The organism is Streptomyces sp. NPDC016845 (assembly GCF_044332585.1).
Taxonomy (GTDB): Bacteria; Actinomycetota; Actinomycetes; order Streptomycetales; family Streptomycetaceae; genus Streptomyces.
Genome location: NZ_JBIRPI010000020.1, coordinates 83,065 through 98,610, shown reverse-complemented (window position 1 = coordinate 98,610; position 15,546 = coordinate 83,065). Strand labels below are relative to the sequence as shown.

General features: G+C 72.8%; 9 protein-coding genes. 4 read left to right on the top strand and 5 right to left on the bottom strand.

Features of this window, described 5'->3' with window-relative positions:
* Position 1: 1 nt before the first annotated feature.
* The 3 genes from ACH4RC_RS33040 to ACH4RC_RS33030 form a co-directional block, all read right to left on the bottom strand.
* The gene (locus ACH4RC_RS33040) at positions 2-7,444 is read right to left on the bottom strand and encodes an amino acid adenylation domain-containing protein (protein ID WP_398207438.1); all 7,443 of its coding nucleotides are present in this window, start codon (positions 7,442-7,444) and stop codon (positions 2-4) included.
* A gap of 116 nt (positions 7,445-7,560) precedes the next feature.
* A complete protein-coding gene (locus tag ACH4RC_RS33035) occupies positions 7,561-7,956 on the bottom strand; it encodes a Zn-ribbon domain-containing OB-fold protein (RefSeq protein ID WP_398207436.1) in 396 nt (131 codons plus the stop codon).
* 412 nt (positions 7,957-8,368) lie between these two features.
* Positions 8,369-9,331: a ScbA/BarX family gamma-butyrolactone biosynthesis protein gene (locus ACH4RC_RS33030; RefSeq protein WP_398207434.1), complete on the bottom strand. Its 963-nt coding sequence runs from the start codon at positions 9,329-9,331 to the stop codon at positions 8,369-8,371.
* A 104-nt stretch (positions 9,332-9,435) separates the two neighbouring features.
* Here ACH4RC_RS33030 and ACH4RC_RS33025 point away from each other — a divergent pair, with 104 nt between their 5' ends.
* Together ACH4RC_RS33025 and ACH4RC_RS33020 are read left to right on the top strand one after the other, a co-directional pair.
* Positions 9,436-10,062 (top strand): ScbR family autoregulator-binding transcription factor, encoded by a 627-nt coding sequence (locus ACH4RC_RS33025; protein WP_398207432.1) that lies wholly within the window; start codon positions 9,436-9,438, stop codon positions 10,060-10,062.
* An 11-nt stretch (positions 10,063-10,073) separates the two neighbouring features.
* The gene (locus tag ACH4RC_RS33020; RefSeq protein WP_398207430.1) at positions 10,074-11,036 is read left to right on the top strand and encodes an NAD-dependent epimerase/dehydratase family protein; all 963 of its coding nucleotides are present in this window, start codon (positions 10,074-10,076) and stop codon (positions 11,034-11,036) included.
* Here the strand turns inward: ACH4RC_RS33020 and ACH4RC_RS33015 are convergent.
* The gene (locus tag ACH4RC_RS33015; protein WP_398207428.1) at positions 11,012-11,635 is read right to left on the bottom strand and encodes a TetR family transcriptional regulator; all 624 of its coding nucleotides are present in this window, start codon (positions 11,633-11,635) and stop codon (positions 11,012-11,014) included. The genes ACH4RC_RS33020 and ACH4RC_RS33015 overlap by 25 nt on opposite strands.
* A 365-nt stretch (positions 11,636-12,000) precedes the next feature.
* Here ACH4RC_RS33015 and ACH4RC_RS33010 point away from each other — a divergent pair, with 365 nt between their 5' ends.
* On the top strand, positions 12,001-12,861 hold the full coding sequence (locus tag ACH4RC_RS33010; RefSeq protein ID WP_398207426.1) for a transketolase: 861 nt from the start codon (positions 12,001-12,003) through the stop codon (positions 12,859-12,861).
* A gap of 53 nt (positions 12,862-12,914) precedes the next feature.
* Here ACH4RC_RS33010 and ACH4RC_RS33005 read toward each other — a convergent pair whose 3' ends face one another.
* Positions 12,915-13,775, bottom strand: coding sequence for a LuxR C-terminal-related transcriptional regulator (locus ACH4RC_RS33005; RefSeq protein WP_398207424.1), 861 nt, complete (start codon positions 13,773-13,775; stop codon positions 12,915-12,917).
* 414 nt (positions 13,776-14,189) lie between these two features.
* Between ACH4RC_RS33005 and ACH4RC_RS33000 the strand changes: the two genes are divergently transcribed.
* Positions 14,190-15,530, top strand: coding sequence for a sugar phosphate nucleotidyltransferase (locus ACH4RC_RS33000; RefSeq protein WP_398207422.1), 1,341 nt, complete (start codon positions 14,190-14,192; stop codon positions 15,528-15,530).
* Positions 15,531-15,546 lie beyond the last annotated feature (16 nt).

Here is a 15,546-nt window from a genome sequence, read left to right as displayed (position 1 = left end):
GTCAGTACCTTCCGGTGAGTTGGGCCGACGGCTTCGCCGGGCGTGCCGTGGAGTCGGTGAGGACCTCGGCGACGTGGTGGACGTAGCGGTCCTGGACGATCTGCATGTGATCGCCCGGGACGTCCACGACGCGCACGGCGCCCGTGGTCAGCCGGGTCCAGCCGTTGGCCGGGTCGTGGTAGAGGCTTCCGGCGAGATCGTGGACGGGTCTGAGCACGTCGGGCAGCGAGCCCTGCGCGCGGATCAGGACGAGGTCCTGGTCGGTCGGGGCGGGGCGCCAGTTGATGAGGGCGTCCCAGTTCGCGCGGAACATCTCGAAGACGCGGCGCAAGGAGGTGTCCGCGTCGCCGGCCGCGAGCATGCCGGTGCGTACGGCGAGTTCGCGGACGCTCGCGTAGGCGTCGTCCTCGTCGCGCAGGGCCCGGAACGCGTCGGGGGGCACGTCGCCGCCGTGGTCGAGCCAGAGCAGTTCCCAGAAGAACCAGGTCATGAGCGACAGCGCGTCGACCTCGGGGCGGCCGGCACTCTGGTCGAGGGCGTCGGAGTCGATGAGGAGCACGTCGGCGATCTCCTCGCCGGCGGCCCGCAGCTGGGCGGCCATCTCGAAGGCGATGTGCCCGCCGAAGGACCAGCCGCCGATGGTGTACGGGCCATGCGGCTGGACGCCGCGCAGAGCGGTCACGTAACTGCGGGCGATCTCCGGGACGGTGCGCAGGGGCTCGGTGCCCGGCGCGAGCCCGGCTGCCTGGAAGCCGTAGAGCGGCTGGTCCGGCGGCAGGGCCCGGACCAGGGGCAGGTAACACAGCACGTTGCCGCCGGTGGGGTGCGCGAGGAACACGGGCCTGCGCGTTCCGGAGCTCCGCAGGGCGACCAAGGGGCCCTGCGCGGGGGCGGATCCGCCCTCGATGTCGCGCAGGAGAGCGGCCAGGTCCCGAATCGTGGGCGCGGTGATCAGAGCCGAGACCGGGACGGCCGTGCCCAGGCGTTGTTCGATGCGGATGACCAGGCGCATGGCGGTCAGGGACGTGGCGCCCAGCTCGAACAGGTCGTCATGGACCCCCACGGCGGGCAGCTGGAGCGTCTCGGCGGCGATCTCGGCGAGCCGGCGTTCCAACGCGTCGGACGGCGCGGCGGAGGTGACCGCACGGCGGGCGAGCGGCATGCGGCGCAGCGCGGCGTCGTCGCGCTTGCCGCTGGGGGTGCGGGGAAGGACGGGCAGGCACTCCAGGTGGGAGGGGACCATGTGGCCCGGCAGCTGGGCGCGCAGTTCCCGGCGCGTCGCGTTCAGGTCGACGCTGTCCGGGTCGGCGACGAGGAACGCGGCCAGGAAGGAGGCCGGGCCCTCGCCCCGTGCCACCACCGCGGCCTCGCCGACCCCCGCCTCGCGGGCCGAGGGCGTCGCGGTGAGATGCAGTTCGACCTCGGCGGGCTCGATCCGGAAACCGCGGATCTTGACCTGGGTGTCGGTACGGCCCAGGCAGACGATGTCGCCGCTGGGGAGGGTGTAGCCGAGGTCGCCGGTGCGGTAGGCCCGTACGCCGGTGGGGTGGCCCGGCCGGGCGGGGAGCCGGACGAAGCGCTCCGCGGTGAGCTCCGGCTGCCGCTCGTAGCCGTCGGCCAGGCAGGCGCCGGTGGCGTAGAGCTCGCCCGTGGCCCCGACGGGCAGCGGGCGCAGAGCGCGGTCCAGGGCCGTGACCCCGCTGGCGTCGATGGCGGTGCCGATGGGCGGCAGCGCGGGATAGCGGGCCGGGTCGCCGGTCATGGTGAAGCCGGTGACGATGTGGGTCTCGGTGGGCCCGTACTGGTTCTCCAGGATGACGCCGGGGGTCGGCAGCGCTCCGCACAGGCGACGGATCTCGTCGGTGACACGCAGCTGTTCCCCCGCCGAGACGATCACTCGCAGCGCGCGGGGCACCAGACCGAGCGCCGCGGAGGTCTCCGCGAGCTGTTGCAGGGCCACGTAGGGGAGGAAGACGCGCTCGACTCGCTCCCGGTCGAGCAGGCGCAGCAGCGCGGGGAAGTCCAGGCGCTGTTCCTCGCTGACGAGTTGCAGCGGGGCGCCGGCGCACAGGGTGGCGAAGATCTCCTGGAGGTGGACGTCGAAGCCGAGCGCCGAGAACTGCAGCGTGGGACCGCTCACCGCGCCGCTGGGAACGCGGTTCTGCCAGTCGACCAGGCCGGACAGGGCCCGGTGCGGCATGGCGACAGCCTTGGGCCGGCCGGTGGAGCCGGAGGTGCACAGGACGTAGCAGGTGTCGGCGGGGTCGATCGGGGGCGGCTCGAAGGGAGCGGCGTCGGCCGGGAGCGAGCCCTCTGCCGTGAGCAGGGATTCGGCCGTGAGCAGGGATTCGGCCGTGAGCAGCGGGGCGTCGCCCAGCAGTCCCGCGTGCTGTTGCTGGGCGATCACCGTGAAGGGCCGGACCGCTTCGACCACCGCGGAGATACGGGCCGGTGGGTATCCGGTGTCCAGCGGGGCGACGGCACAGCCCGCGCGGAGCACGCCGAGGACAGCCGCGACGTACAGGGGACAGCGGTCCATGGCGACCCCGATCCGGGCGCCGGGCGGGGCGCCGTCGGCCAGCAGCCGACGGGCGATCACGTCCGCGGTCCGGTCCAGCCGACGGTACGTCCAGCGCTGGTCCTCGAAGGCGAGAGCGACCGCTTCGGGTGCCTCTTCCGCGCGGGCGCGGACGGTCCGGGCCAGGTCGGTGAACGCGGCGCCCGCCCCCACGCCCCCGGCGGGGGGCGCGGCCGGCTCCGGGGCCAGGAACGCCAGGTCCGCCTGCTCGTCGGGGTGGTCGACGAGGCGCTCCAGGACACGGAGGCAGGTGTCCGCGATCAGCTCGGCCTGACCGGTGGTGAAGGCGCGCCCGTCACAGTCCAGGCTCAGCCACAGGCCGCCGCCGACCGGGTGGACGATGGCGCTGACCAGCAGGCCGACGCCGCTCTCCTCCCAGGTACGCACGGACAGCAGGTCCACTCCGGGCAACTGTCGCAGCGCGTCCAGGGCGTGCAGGTGCACGTAGTTGAACGCGGTGTCGAGCAGCGGGCCGCCGAAGTCCTCCTCGATGCGGTGGAGGGGGTAGTGACGGTGCGGATAGCTCTCCCGCTCGCGGCGGAAGACCTCCTGTACGTGCTCGCCCAGGGTGCGTGGGGCGGCGTCGACACGGATCGGCAGGGTGTTGAGGAACAGTCCGGCGGTGCGGTCGGCGCCGGGCAGCTCGGAGCGGCCGTGCACGACCAGGCCCGTCGTCACGTCGTCCTGACCGGACAGCAGTCGCAGCGTCAGGCTGTACGCCGCGAACAGCGTCGACTTCAGGGGCAGTCCGTGCGCGCGGCTGAAGTCCCACAACCGGCTCCGCAGGCCGTCGGGCAGCGCGGTCAGCCGGGTGAAGCGGCCGGTGCCGCCAGGCTGCTCAGCGGTCGAGAACCTGGGCAACTGGAGAGGCACGGCCCCCCGCAGCCGTTCCTCCCAGTGGGCGCGGGCGCCCGCGGAGCGCAGCGCCTCCAGCTCCGCGGCCACGTAGAGCGCCGGTGACGGCGGGGACGTGGCATCGACGGCCGGGACGTCCGCGCCCAGTTCGTGCAGATAGTCCTGCAGCAGCTCGCTCAGCAGGCCGGCGACGCTGCCGCCGTCCAGGACGGCGTGGTGGAAGCCGAGGACGAGGTCGACGCGGTCCGCCCGGGCGTGGGCGCGGAGCTGATGGAGCGGGCCCGCCTCGAAGTCGTAGCGGTGGCAGCGCCGTTCCTCGATGTACCGGGCCAGCTCGGCATCCGCCTCGGCCTCGCCCGCCGCGCGCAGGTCGCGGCACTCGAGCGTGCCGGGAGCCTGCGGACGCACGATCTGCAGTGGCTCGGAGAAGCCGGACAGGGAGACGACGGAGCGCAGTGCGGGGTGCCGGGCCGTCAGCCGGCCGTAGGCGCGGCGCAGCCGCTCCTCGTCCCAGGGCATCCGCAGGCTGTAGTGGAAGACGTCCCGGTAGGGGCCCAGATCCTGCCGTCCTGCGCCCCCTGGTTCCGGGGCGGACGCGGAGCGCAGGCTGTGGTACACCATGCCCAACTGCAGGCGGCTGAGCGGAAAGGCGTCCCGCGCCCCCTGCCGGACATGCTGGTCCGCCTGCGACACCAGCGCGAACGGCGCGAGCGCCGTCCGTTCGCCGGCCGGGGCGGTGTGCTCCGCCAGCGCGGCCACCGTCGGATGGCGCATCAGGTCGCGGATCTCGAACCGCAGCCCGCGCCGCTCCGCCTCGACCTGCACCCGTAGCGCCAGCAAGGAGTCCCCGCCGAGGGCGTAGAAGTCGTCGTGCACGCCGGCCTCCACGCCCAGGATCTGTGACCAGACGCCGGCCAGCACGGACTCGGCACCCGCACGCGGCTGCCGGGAGGGTTCCGCCGGGTGCTCGGGCGCGGGCAGCGCGGCCTGGTCCAGCTTCCCGTTCGGCGTCGACGGCAGGGCCTCGACCCTCGTCCAGAAGGCCGGTATCAGGTGGGCGGGGAGGCTGCGGGCCAGTTCGGCACGGAGCGTCGCCGGGGAGATCTCGTGCTCACCGGTCCAGTACGCCACCAGATGGGTGCCCCGCTCCGGTGTGGTGCGGGCCACGACCGCCGCGGCGCGCACCCCCGCGACGGCCGTCAGCGCGGCCTGGACCTCGCCCGGCTCCACCCGGTGCCCACGGATCTTGACCTGGTCGTCGATCCTGCCGAGGAACTCGAACTGGCCGTCGGCCGTCCGGCGGGCCAGGTCACCGGTGCGGTACAGACGGCCGCCCGGGGTGAACGGGTCGGCGATGAACCGCTCGCGGCTGAGTCGCGGCCGGCCGAGGTAGCCGCGGGCCACCTGGACACCGCCGATGCACAACTCGCCGGGGACACCGACCGGTTGCGGTTCGTCGCCCGGGCCGAGCACGTACAGCTGCGTGTTGTCGACCGGCCGGCCGATCGGCACGCGCTTCCGGCTCCGCGCGGGGCGGCCCGAGCAGTCGTAGCAGGTGACGTCGACGGTGGCCTCGGTCGGACCGTAGAGGTTCACCAGCCGCGGGGGCCGTTCCAGAGTGGAGAAGAGGGCGTCGAACCGGTCGACCAGACCTGGCGTGAGCGCTTCACCGCTGCAGAACACGGAGCGCAGCGACGCCAGACCGGACAGCGAGGCGGGCTCGTCCTCCAGCATGTCGAGGAACGGGCCGAGCATGGCGGGGACGAAGTGCACGACGGTGACGCGGTGTTCGGTGACCGCACGCAGGATCTCGCGCGGGTCGCGGTGGGCCCTGGGCGCGAGCATCGCCACTGCCGCGCCGGACACGGCCCACCAGAACAGCTCCCACACGGACACATCGAACGTGGCCGGGGTCTTCTGGAGGATCACGTCGTGCGGGCCGACGGGGTAGCGGCGTTGCATCCACGCCAGACGGTTGACCACGGAGCGGTGCTCGACCATGACCCCTTTGGGGCTGCCCGTCGAACCGGACGTGTAGATCACGTACGCGAGACTGTCGTCGGACGGCTCGTCGGACGGCTCGTCGGACGGCTCGTCGGACAGCTCGTCGGACGGTTCGTCGGACAGCTCGTCGGCAGCCGGTGGTCCGTCGGGCGTGCGCAGGCCGTCGACGCGGATCACCGGCACGGTCGCCCCGGCCGGTACCAGATGGGCGGTCGCCTCCTCGACCAGCAGCGCGGTGGCCTCGCTGTCGCGCAGCAGGTACGCGATGCGCTCCTGCGGGTACTCGGCGTCGACGGGCACGAAGGCGGCTCCGGCGCGCAGCGTGCCCAGCAGGGCGGCCGGCAGCGCGTGGCCCCGTTCGACGAGCACCGCGACCCGGTCCTGCCGCACCACCCCGGCGTGCCGCAGGGCAGCCGCCACCTGACCGGCGTGTGTGTCGAGCGCGGCGTACGTGGTGGTGGTGCCGGCGCCGGACACCGCGATGCGGCCGGGGGTGCGCCGGGCCTGCTCCGCGAACAGGCCGTGCACCGTCGCACCGTCGGGGAGCGGGACGGCCGGCCCGTGGGCGGCCAGGAGCGCGTCCGCCCGCCCGGCGGTGTCCAGGAGCGGGATGCGGGCCGCGGCCCGGCGGGGGTCGGCCAGACCGTGCAGGAGCAGCGTACGGAGATGCTCCGCCACCTGTGCCGGTGGCAGTGCGTCGTCGAACACGTCCGGGGCGCAGTCGAGTTCGATGCGGATGGAGTCCGAGCTCCGGTGGTGGACGACCAGGATCGCCAGCGCGTCCTGGTCGTGGCGGCGCTGGTGCCCGGTGCGCTCCTGGACCAGGTTCGCGACGTCGGGCAGCTCGGGCAGGTTCAGGTAGGAGATGGTGGTGTCGAACAGCTGCCGCCGCGCGTCACCGGAGGCGGCGACGGGCCGGGGCATGTCTCCCAGCGCGAGCCTCTCGTGGCGGCGGTAGGCGCGGACGTCAGCGGCTGCCCGCTCGGCCATCGAGGCGAGTGTGCCGGTCGGGGAGACCGGGACGAGCAGCGGCAACGTGGTGGCGAAGTGCCCCACGGTGGTGCCGTGCAGCGGGCTGCGCCGGTTGAGGAACGCGACACCGAGGATCGCCGAGTCCGTGCCGTGCAGGCGGGCGAGGTAGGTGCCGAGTGCCGCGGCGACGTAGGAGAAGACGGACGTGCCGGTGGCCCGGATCGCGGCTACTTCCCCGGACTCCAGGGTGACGGACACACGCCGGTCCGCGGCGGCGGGCGCCGGGTGCCGGGTGAAGAGCGCCGGGACCGCGCCGCTGAGCCGCTCACGGAAGAAGTCCTGGTCCGCCTGGTGCTCCTCGGAGCCGCGGTAGACGATGTCCTCCTCGACGAACGGACGGTACGACGAGGAGGCCCCACCGGGTTCACCGGACCCCTCGGGTTCACCGGACCCACCGGGTCCACGGGCACAGTGGCCGTCGTTCAGCCGCTGCTCGTAGTCGGCCAGGACCTGCGTGAAGAACAGGTCGAGGGCGTAGCCGTCCGCCACGATGTGGTGGGCGCGCAGGACGATGTGGACGGTCCGCGCGTCCTGCCGCAGCAGCGTCGCGTGGAACAGCCGGTCGGTTCCCAGGCGCATGGACACGGTGAGCGCGGCGTCCACGGCCCGGCGGCACGAGGCTGCCGGGTCCGGGACCCCGCGCAGGTCGAGAACCTCCGCGCGCAGCGGCTCGCGGTCGGTCCACTGGTAGGGGACGCCGTCGAGCTCACCGAACCGGGCGAACAGTGCGTCGTGCCGGCGTGTCACACGGTCCAGACTCTCGGCCAGCACGTCGGTGTCCACCGGCCCGTGCAGCCGCTCATGACCGGCGATGGTGAACTGCGACGACTCCGCGCCGGAGCGGCACACGGTCCAGATGTCCCGCTGGTAGGCGCTGAGCGGGAAGCGCTCGTCCGCCGCCGCACCGGCGGTGCGCGTGTCACCGGGCTGCCCCCGGTCCTGTTGTTCGCCCTGCACGTCCCCGGTCTCCTCCATGTCACGCCCTCCCCGGCCGACTGTCTGCCCGAGACCGTTTCAGGGCGGCCTAAAGGCGCTCTGAAAACCGCTGCGGACGGGGTTGTGGGTGCTGCCCGGAGTTCATCGCGCGGATCTCATCGCGCGAGAGGTGAACCCGAGAGCCGGAAGACCGGATGGTTCGGTGACGAGCCCGGGGCTTCCGTCACCTCGACGCGGTCTCCGACGAAGACCGCGTCGGCGCCGCACCGGCCGCCGATGACGGTGGAGCGCACGCGGACGCCCTCCTCGAGTTCGACGACGGCCACCGCCTGAGGCGCGGCGGCAGCGCGGCGCACGACTTTGATGCTGCGCACGGTGCCCAGGCCCGCGCTGCGTTCTTCGTCGAGGTCGCCACAGCCGCAGGCAGGGCACAGGACCCGGCGGTAGGAGGCGGTGTGGCACCAGCGGCAGCGCTGGAACATCAGGGGCCCGCCGCCCGGTTGCGTGTCAGCGGTGCTCAGGTGCGCGGGGTGAAGGGCAGTTGGGGACACGCGGTCACATCCTCGGGCCGATGGGGTTACCGGTCGAAGGATGGGGGAGCGCGCTAAAGGGCGCGTTGAGCCGCGACGGGAACGGGAGCCGCCCTCACCCGTTTCCTGAGCGCGGAGCCCGGCGAGGTGCTCGGACGCGGGACCTTGACGAGGTCCGTCACACGACCGGACCGGCCGGCTGCGACGCGGGCACGGACTCCGGACCGAGCACAGGCCGCACCCTGCCTACTCGACGGAATCCAGCCAGTGATCGACCGGTCCGGCGAAGGCGTCTGAGGGGCCATCGCCGCCGCCCGCGCCCGCGCGCCGTGTCTGCGGCCCTGTGCCGCACGACCGTGCCGGCGAACCCGGCGGCGTCCACACCGGATCACCGGCCGCGCGGCGCGGACGTGCGGGACGGGCCCCGCTCCCGTTACCGCGAGGTGAGCAGTGACGTCACCGTCGCGGTGAACGGCACCTCGTCGCCCTGGTGCGCGGTGATGCGCACGATCTCCCGGCCCCGGGTGCTGCCGCACCGCTCCGCCGCGACGAAGCACGGTTCGTCGAACTCGACGAACCGGGTGAATCTCGCGTCGATGCTGGTCATGACAGAGGGACGTGGATACAGCGTGGAGTGGGCCGCCTGGCGCGCCGCCTCCAGGAGCAGCATGCCGGGGACGTGGTCGACGGGGTGGTCGAACAGGACCGGGTGGCTCACGTCGACCCGCAACTGCCAGTGCCGGTCGCCGCGTCCGGGTGCCAGAGTGACGTCCTGCGGGTCGATCCGGCCGGCCTGGTCCGGTGCGAGCGGTGCCGGAAGGCGGACCGCGCCGGCCATGGCGCGGGCGGCGTCGCAACGCGGCCCGCGCAGACGCCGGTAGACGGCGGGCGCCTGGTTGGTGAACCGGGTCACGGCGAGCCCGACGCGTCGCCCGTCCCGGACCGCCGTGGCCCGCAGCGCCATCCCGCCCAGACGTCCGGCGCGCCTGACGACGTCGGCGCCCGTCAGGTGCATCTCCACATCGGCGGGCAGCCGGTCGTGGCGCAGTCCTTCGGCCGAGACGGTGCAGCGGAAGCGGTCCCAGATCTGGCGGTGGTCCATGGGCGCCCCGTAACCGACGTGGCTGACCAGGGGCATCGTCTGACGGACACTCTCGGCGAAGAGCATCGGGTCGTGGAAGCCGTGGGCCGGGGTGTAGAAGCTGTGCGCCCGGGGCCACTGCGCGGGGGCGTGGAACGAGTCCTCGCCGATGTTCTGCCACCCGCATATCAGGACTTCGGCCTGGGCGGTCTTGTGCACGTACTGACGCGGGATCGCGCGCATCGGCAGAGGGATGTCGGCGACGGCCTCGCGGGCAGAGCTGGAACGAAGTGGTGCAAAAGTGGTGGCAGTCACGGTATACCTCTCTGCGGATCTCGTACTGACGCCAGTGCCTGCGGTAACCGCGGCCGGTAGGGATAACCTAGAGAGCGCTCTGTTTCTTTGTCGAGGGAGGATCTATGGCCGGCCCACAGCAGGAGCGGGCGGTAAAGACGAGGGCGGCCCTCGTCAGGGCCGCCGCGGAAGAGTTTGACCTGCACGGATTCTCCGGAACGAGTACGACCAAGATCGTCAAACGGGCCGGTTCGACTATGGGAGCTCTTTACTTTCACTTTGCTTCCAAGGACGAGCTGGCCCACGCCGTGATGGCCGAACAGGCCACGGATCTACCGGAGTTGGAGGGGAACGGCGGTCTGCAGCACCTGATCGACCTCACGCTCGTCCTCGCGCGGGAGCTGCAGCGCAACGTCCTGTTCCGAGCGGGTGTGCAACTGGCGGTCGAGCAGGGCGCCTTCGGCCTCCACGACGACTCCGCCTACCAGCTGTGGATCGACAACTTCGAAGAAGAGCTCCTGGTCGCCAAGGCTCTCGGCGATCTCCGGGAGGAGGTCGACCCGGCGCGGTTCGCCCAGGTCCTGGTCGCCGCGTACACCGGGACGCAGCTGCTGTCCCAGATCAAGGCGGGCCGGGAGGACCTCTCCGAGCGGATCGCGGAGCTGTGGTCGTACCTCCTTCCGGCCGTCGCCGCGCCCGGGGTCGTCGAGCGCCTGGACCTCACGGGCAGCGCCGCGGGGGCGCGCGAATGAGGCCGTGGACGGTGGCGCTCACCGGTGCCACCGGATTCATCGGCAGCGCCGTGCTGCGGCAGTTGGCCGGCTGCGTGCGGGCCGACGGCGGCCGGGTGCGGGTACGTGCGCTGGTGCGCCGCCCCGATGCCGTGCTGCCGGGCGGCGGCGCGGTCCGGCAGGTACGGGCCGATCTCACCGATCCGGCCTCCCTGGCCGGGGCCCTGGACGGGGTCGACGCCCTGGTGCACGCCGTGTCGTACGTCGGCAAGGACGCCGAGCGGTGCGCGGCGGTCAACCTGGAGGGCACCACCGCCGTCTCGGCGGCGGCCCGCGCGGCCGGGATCGGTCGGATCGTGCATCTGTCGACCGCCGCTGTCTACGGTGCCGGTCCGCACCGCGGCATCGACGTCGACGGCAGCCCGCCCGCTCCGGTCTCGGCCGCCAGCCGCAGCCGGCTCGCCGCGGAGCGGCCCGCCCTCGAGGCCGGCGCCCTGGTGCTGCGGCCGGGCCTCGTGCTCGGTGCGGGGGACCGCTGGGTCGTCCCGGCGTTCGCCGAACTCACCCGGCGCGTGCCGCCCGAGTGGCTCGGCGGCGCGGGGCTCCAGTCCCTCGTGGACGTCGGCGATCTGGCCCGGCTCGTGGCCGCCGCCGCGACCAGGCCCGACCCCCTACGGGGCGTGCACCACGCGGCTCATCCGGTACCGGTGGCGACCGGCCGCCTCAGAGCCGTGCTGAGCGCGTACGGCCTGGTGGCGCCCGCCCGGGGCAGCGCCGACTGGCAGCAGTGCGGTGCGCTCCTCGAGCGCACCCGAGGGCAGTGCGGCAAACGGCAGCTGGAGCTGCTGGCGCGGGACCACCACTACCTCAGCGAGCGGATCTGGCAGCTGCTCGGCACGGACCCGGGGCCCGGCCCGCTGGTCCGCCTGGAGCAGGCCGCGGCCTGGTACCGCGCCTTCATGACGCGCCCTCAGGACGTGTCCGCACGGCCGTGAAGCGTGCCGATGCCCTGCAGGGCGGTCTGCCACAGTTCGTCGAGGTGCTCCTGGGCGGTGGGAGGAGGGAGCGTCGCCCTGCGGGGCCGGGGCAGCAGCCCCGCCTCGACCCCGGCCACGAGGCTGCCCACCAGGAGCGCGGCGGACTCCGGCCGGGTGCCCGGGCGCAGTTGGTCGAGCACCTCCGCCTGGCGGAACCGGGCCCGCACCAGCGGCAGCCAGCCGGCCCGCCAGTCCGCGCGCAGCGCGGGCCGCTCGCGGGAGAGCCGGGCGGCCGCCCGCGCCACGCAGTCGTCGCTCAGCAGCGCGGCTATGGCCCCCACCATGCCGCCCACCGACTGCAGCGGTGTCAGCCCCCGCCGGTCGGCCTCCTCGACCACGGCGCGGGTGGCCTCGATCCCCGCGGCGCACACGGCCTGGGCCAGGGATGCCTTGCTGGGGTAGTGGAATGTGAGCGCTCCCATGGTGACGCCGGCGGCCTTGCAGACGCGGGACAGCGAGGTGCCGTCGTATCCGTGCTCGGCGAACTCCGCGGCGGCGCTGCGCACCACCCTTTCGCGGGTCAGCGCCGCGCGAGCCTGGTTGCTGTGCCCCGCCATGCGGTTCTCCTCCTGGTGTCTGTTCGCCCGGCTCGGTTCCCCCGGCCCGACACGTCAAGGCGTGAGCGCCGCAGCGTCGCGTACTCGGAGGCTAGGCCGGGCCGTCTGCTCCGTAGTCGACTTTTTGCCAGGTCAGCGCGGTGGTCACAGCCATGCCGAACGCCTCGGGGTCCAGGCGCCGGTCGTGCGCCCTTGCGCACCGGAACCAGAAAGAGAGTACTCTCTATGTTTAGCTGTGAAAGGCCGGCCGGAGAAGAGGCCCACCGCGGGTCCGCGAGGGAGGGGAGCCCGCGGATCTTGTTCGGCCAAAAACAAAGAGAGCACTCTACTTAGTATGCTCCGTCTCCCAGAAAGGGGTTGTCGCCATGGGGGCTCCAGCGATCCTGGCGGAGGACGTCTACCGCGAGGAACTGGCGAGGATCGGCGCCGAGGACGGCCGAGTGGTGTGTGTGGAGGCGCTGCCGGGCGGCGCACGGCACCCCTTCGAGACGGCCCATCCGGACCGGTTCTTCCACCTGGGGAGCGTCGAGACCGCGATGGTGAGCATGGTCGAGGGACTGGTCACCGCGGGGTACCGGGTCTTCGTCTGCGGACTGGGCACGGGCATCGGTGCGGAGCGGCTGCCCCGCCTCGCCCTGGCCCACCTGCGGACGGGCGCGTCGGTCGTGGTGCCGGATTCCCAGGTCGATCCGGTGGAGCTGCTGCGCACCCCGGGCATCCGGATCGCGGCACCCAGCGGCGTACGGGAGATCAGGGCGGTGGTGCGCAGCGCGGCCCGCTCGGGACGGCCCCATCACATCCGCATCGGCGGCGGAGCGCCGGCCGATGCGGCGGCGGACTGGGCCGGGACGGTCGACGCGGAGATCCCTCCCGTCGTCTGGGACGTCGCCCGGGACTCCGGAGCGAGCGCCGACGCGGACGTCTGCCTGATCTCGGCCGGCGAGGACGGCACGCGGCTCGCGCTGACGGTCCGGGAGCGCCGTGCGGACCTGGTCCACGCGCACCTGGTGTACCTGGACGACGGGCACCTGGCCGCCGCGGCAGGTGAACTGGCCCGGCGCCACGACCGGTTCGTGGTGCTCGGCGGTTCCCGCGAGACGGACAGGACGCGGGACCGGCTGAGCCGGCTGATGCCCGGCTGCGTCGTGCTGGAGCTGGCGCCGAGCGGCGACCCCGCCGTCGACGCCGGCCGCGTGCTCAGGGCCGTCGAAAGGCTGCGGCGATGAGCGGGTGCCGGGGCGCCCGCGCGCGGGCGCCCCGGGCCGGACGCGCTCCGCGGTCAGCCGTCGCGCGGCGGGTCCAGGAGGTCGGACCGGGCCAGCAGGTAGGCGAGGTGGGCCCGGCTGCGGCCGCCGACGAGGTCCGACGCCTTCTTGATGTGGTAGGAAACGGTCCGGCTGCTGATGGCGAGCCGCTTGCCGATCCCCGCGTCCGTATGGCCCTCCACCATGAGCTTCAGCACCGCCCGGCGGGTCTCGTCGGTCAGCAGCGGCAGCTTGTGGCCCTGGCCCAGGGTGACCGGCTCGGCCCGCTCCCAGGCATGGTCGAAGACCTTGACGAGGTAGTGGATGAGCGCCGGGTGCTCCACGGCGAGGGCGGTCGTCTGCTGGTCGTAGCGGGCGTCGGGGATGAAGGCGATGGAGCGGTCGTAGACGATGAGCCGGTCGACGACCTCGTCCAGCGTGCGCACCTGTGCGCCGGCGTCCGTCACCCGCTCGATGTAGGCGAGCGTCGGGCCGTGCGCGCGCACCGAGTGCTGGTAGAGCGTCCGCTGGCGCACTCCGCGTTCGTTCAGGCGCAGAGTGCGGGGCAGGGTCTTGCTCAGGGCGTCGGGGTCGCGGGCGCCGCCCGGATGTGCCGTGAGCAGCTCCTCGCGGCAGGCCTCCGAGGCCCTCTCCAGCGCCGCGTAGATGACATCGGCGCCGTGCAGCAGACGCACGGACGCGGCCGAGGCGCGCTGCTGCGTGCGGTACACGTCCTCGGCCGCGGACAGCGCGTCGTAGATGCCCGCCACCGTGTGCTGCTGGGCGAGGATCGCGCGCTCCAGCGGACGGGTGAGATCGTGCGACGCGATGTCCGGGGGCACCGCGACCCAGCGGCCACCGGATTCGGCCGGGCGCCGCATCAGGCTCAACTCCACGAGACATTCCGGGACTTCGTCGGATGTGGCGCCTTCCGCCAGAGCGCGGCGGTAGTGATCCAGCCCCCGCTCGCACAGGGGTACGACGTTGGGTTGTGGGCTTATGTCCGGATCTCTACACACATTTTCCCCTTGCTGAATCCCGCAATGCGCGATCCTGAGCCTACCCGCCCATGGGTTTCAGCCTTTTGCATGCCATGCTTTTTACGGCGGAAGGACGCGACGTCCATTCCGCCGAGTGGAAAGGATGGAAATGCAGAGCGGTACGATTTCGGCCCTATTTCCGCATCGGGGGCCCGGACGCCCTGTCGTGGCGGACGACGACGAGAACTGGAACGCGGTTCCTTAGCGGGACGCCTTCCGGATGAATCCGGAATAAGAACCACTATTCATATTCGCGGGGGGGCAGTGGGCGTGAATCGGCACGAGGAGACGGTCGGCATCATCCTGGCCGGCGGCAGAGGCGAGCGCGCCAAGCCGATCACGCTCAAGTCATCGGACTACATCCGGAGCAAGGCGCTCATCCCGTTCGTCGGGCGGCGTCTGGTCGAGTGGATGATGGACGCCTGCCGGGCGCAGGGCGTGCGCCGGTTCTACGTCGTGACCCACGGCCTGGAGAACCGCAACCAGATCAAGCTCCTGCTGGGCCACGGCGAGCGCTTCGGCGTGGACATCACCTACTCGCGATCCCGGTTCGACCGCTACAACGTCGGCTCGGCCGGGGCCACGCTGCACAACCTCGAACAGTGGGACCTCCAGGGCCGCGCGCTGGTGCTGCCCGTCGACTCGCTCTTCGACTTCGACCTGGCGGCGATGGAGGCGACGCACAGCGCCGAGGACGCGGTGGTCACCGTCGCCTCCGTGGCCCGTACGGCGGCGGAGATCGCCGGCAAGTACGGCGTCATGCGCACCGACGGACGCGGCCTGGTCCGGGGCTTCGTGGAGAAGCCGGGCACCGGCGAGCTCAGCTCGCTCTTCCCGGCCACCGCCGGCGACCCGGCCGCCACGCTGGCGACCAACGCCGGGATGTACCTGGTGGACTGCGGCCGCCTGCGCATGCTCGCCCGCGAGCCGGAACTCTTCCGCAGGTCCCACCAGCGCCTGGACTGGGGCGGCGACCTGCTGCCCCACCTCGTGGAGCGCGGGGTACCGGTGGCCACCCACACCATCGGACGCCTGGGCGACCTGGGCAACGTCCCCGACTACCTCCAGACGGTCCAGCTCGTGCTCGACGGCGCGTACGAGCAGATGAACCGGCTGATGGCCGCCCCCGACCGGGCGGATCCGCGGTGCTGGATCCACGAGACCAGCCTGCACACGAAGGACGACGTCGACGGCACCACCCTGGCCAAGAAGATCGACGACGGGTCGGTCGTCATCGGTCCTGGCGTCCGCATCGGCCGCGACGTCGAGATCGGGCCCGGGGTGCGCCTGGAACACACGGACGTCGGCGACGGCGCCGAGATCCGTGAGGGCGCCACCCTCGTGCGGTCGGCAGTCGGCGAGTCGGCCGTGGTCGGCAGCTGGGCCGACATCACCGACACCTACATCGGCCCCATGGCCCAGGCGCTCTCGGAGCGCGTCCGGCCGCTGCGGCTCGAGCAGTTCTCGGCCGTCGGCGACGGAGCCGTGCTCTGGCCGGGATCACGATTCTGCGGGGTCACCGTCTACCCCCGACTGCGGGTTCCGGCGCTGGTCGGCGTCCCCGCACAGACCGAGCTGAGGCGCGCCGACGACATCCTGCGCTGGGTGTGACGGCGCTCATCCCTGG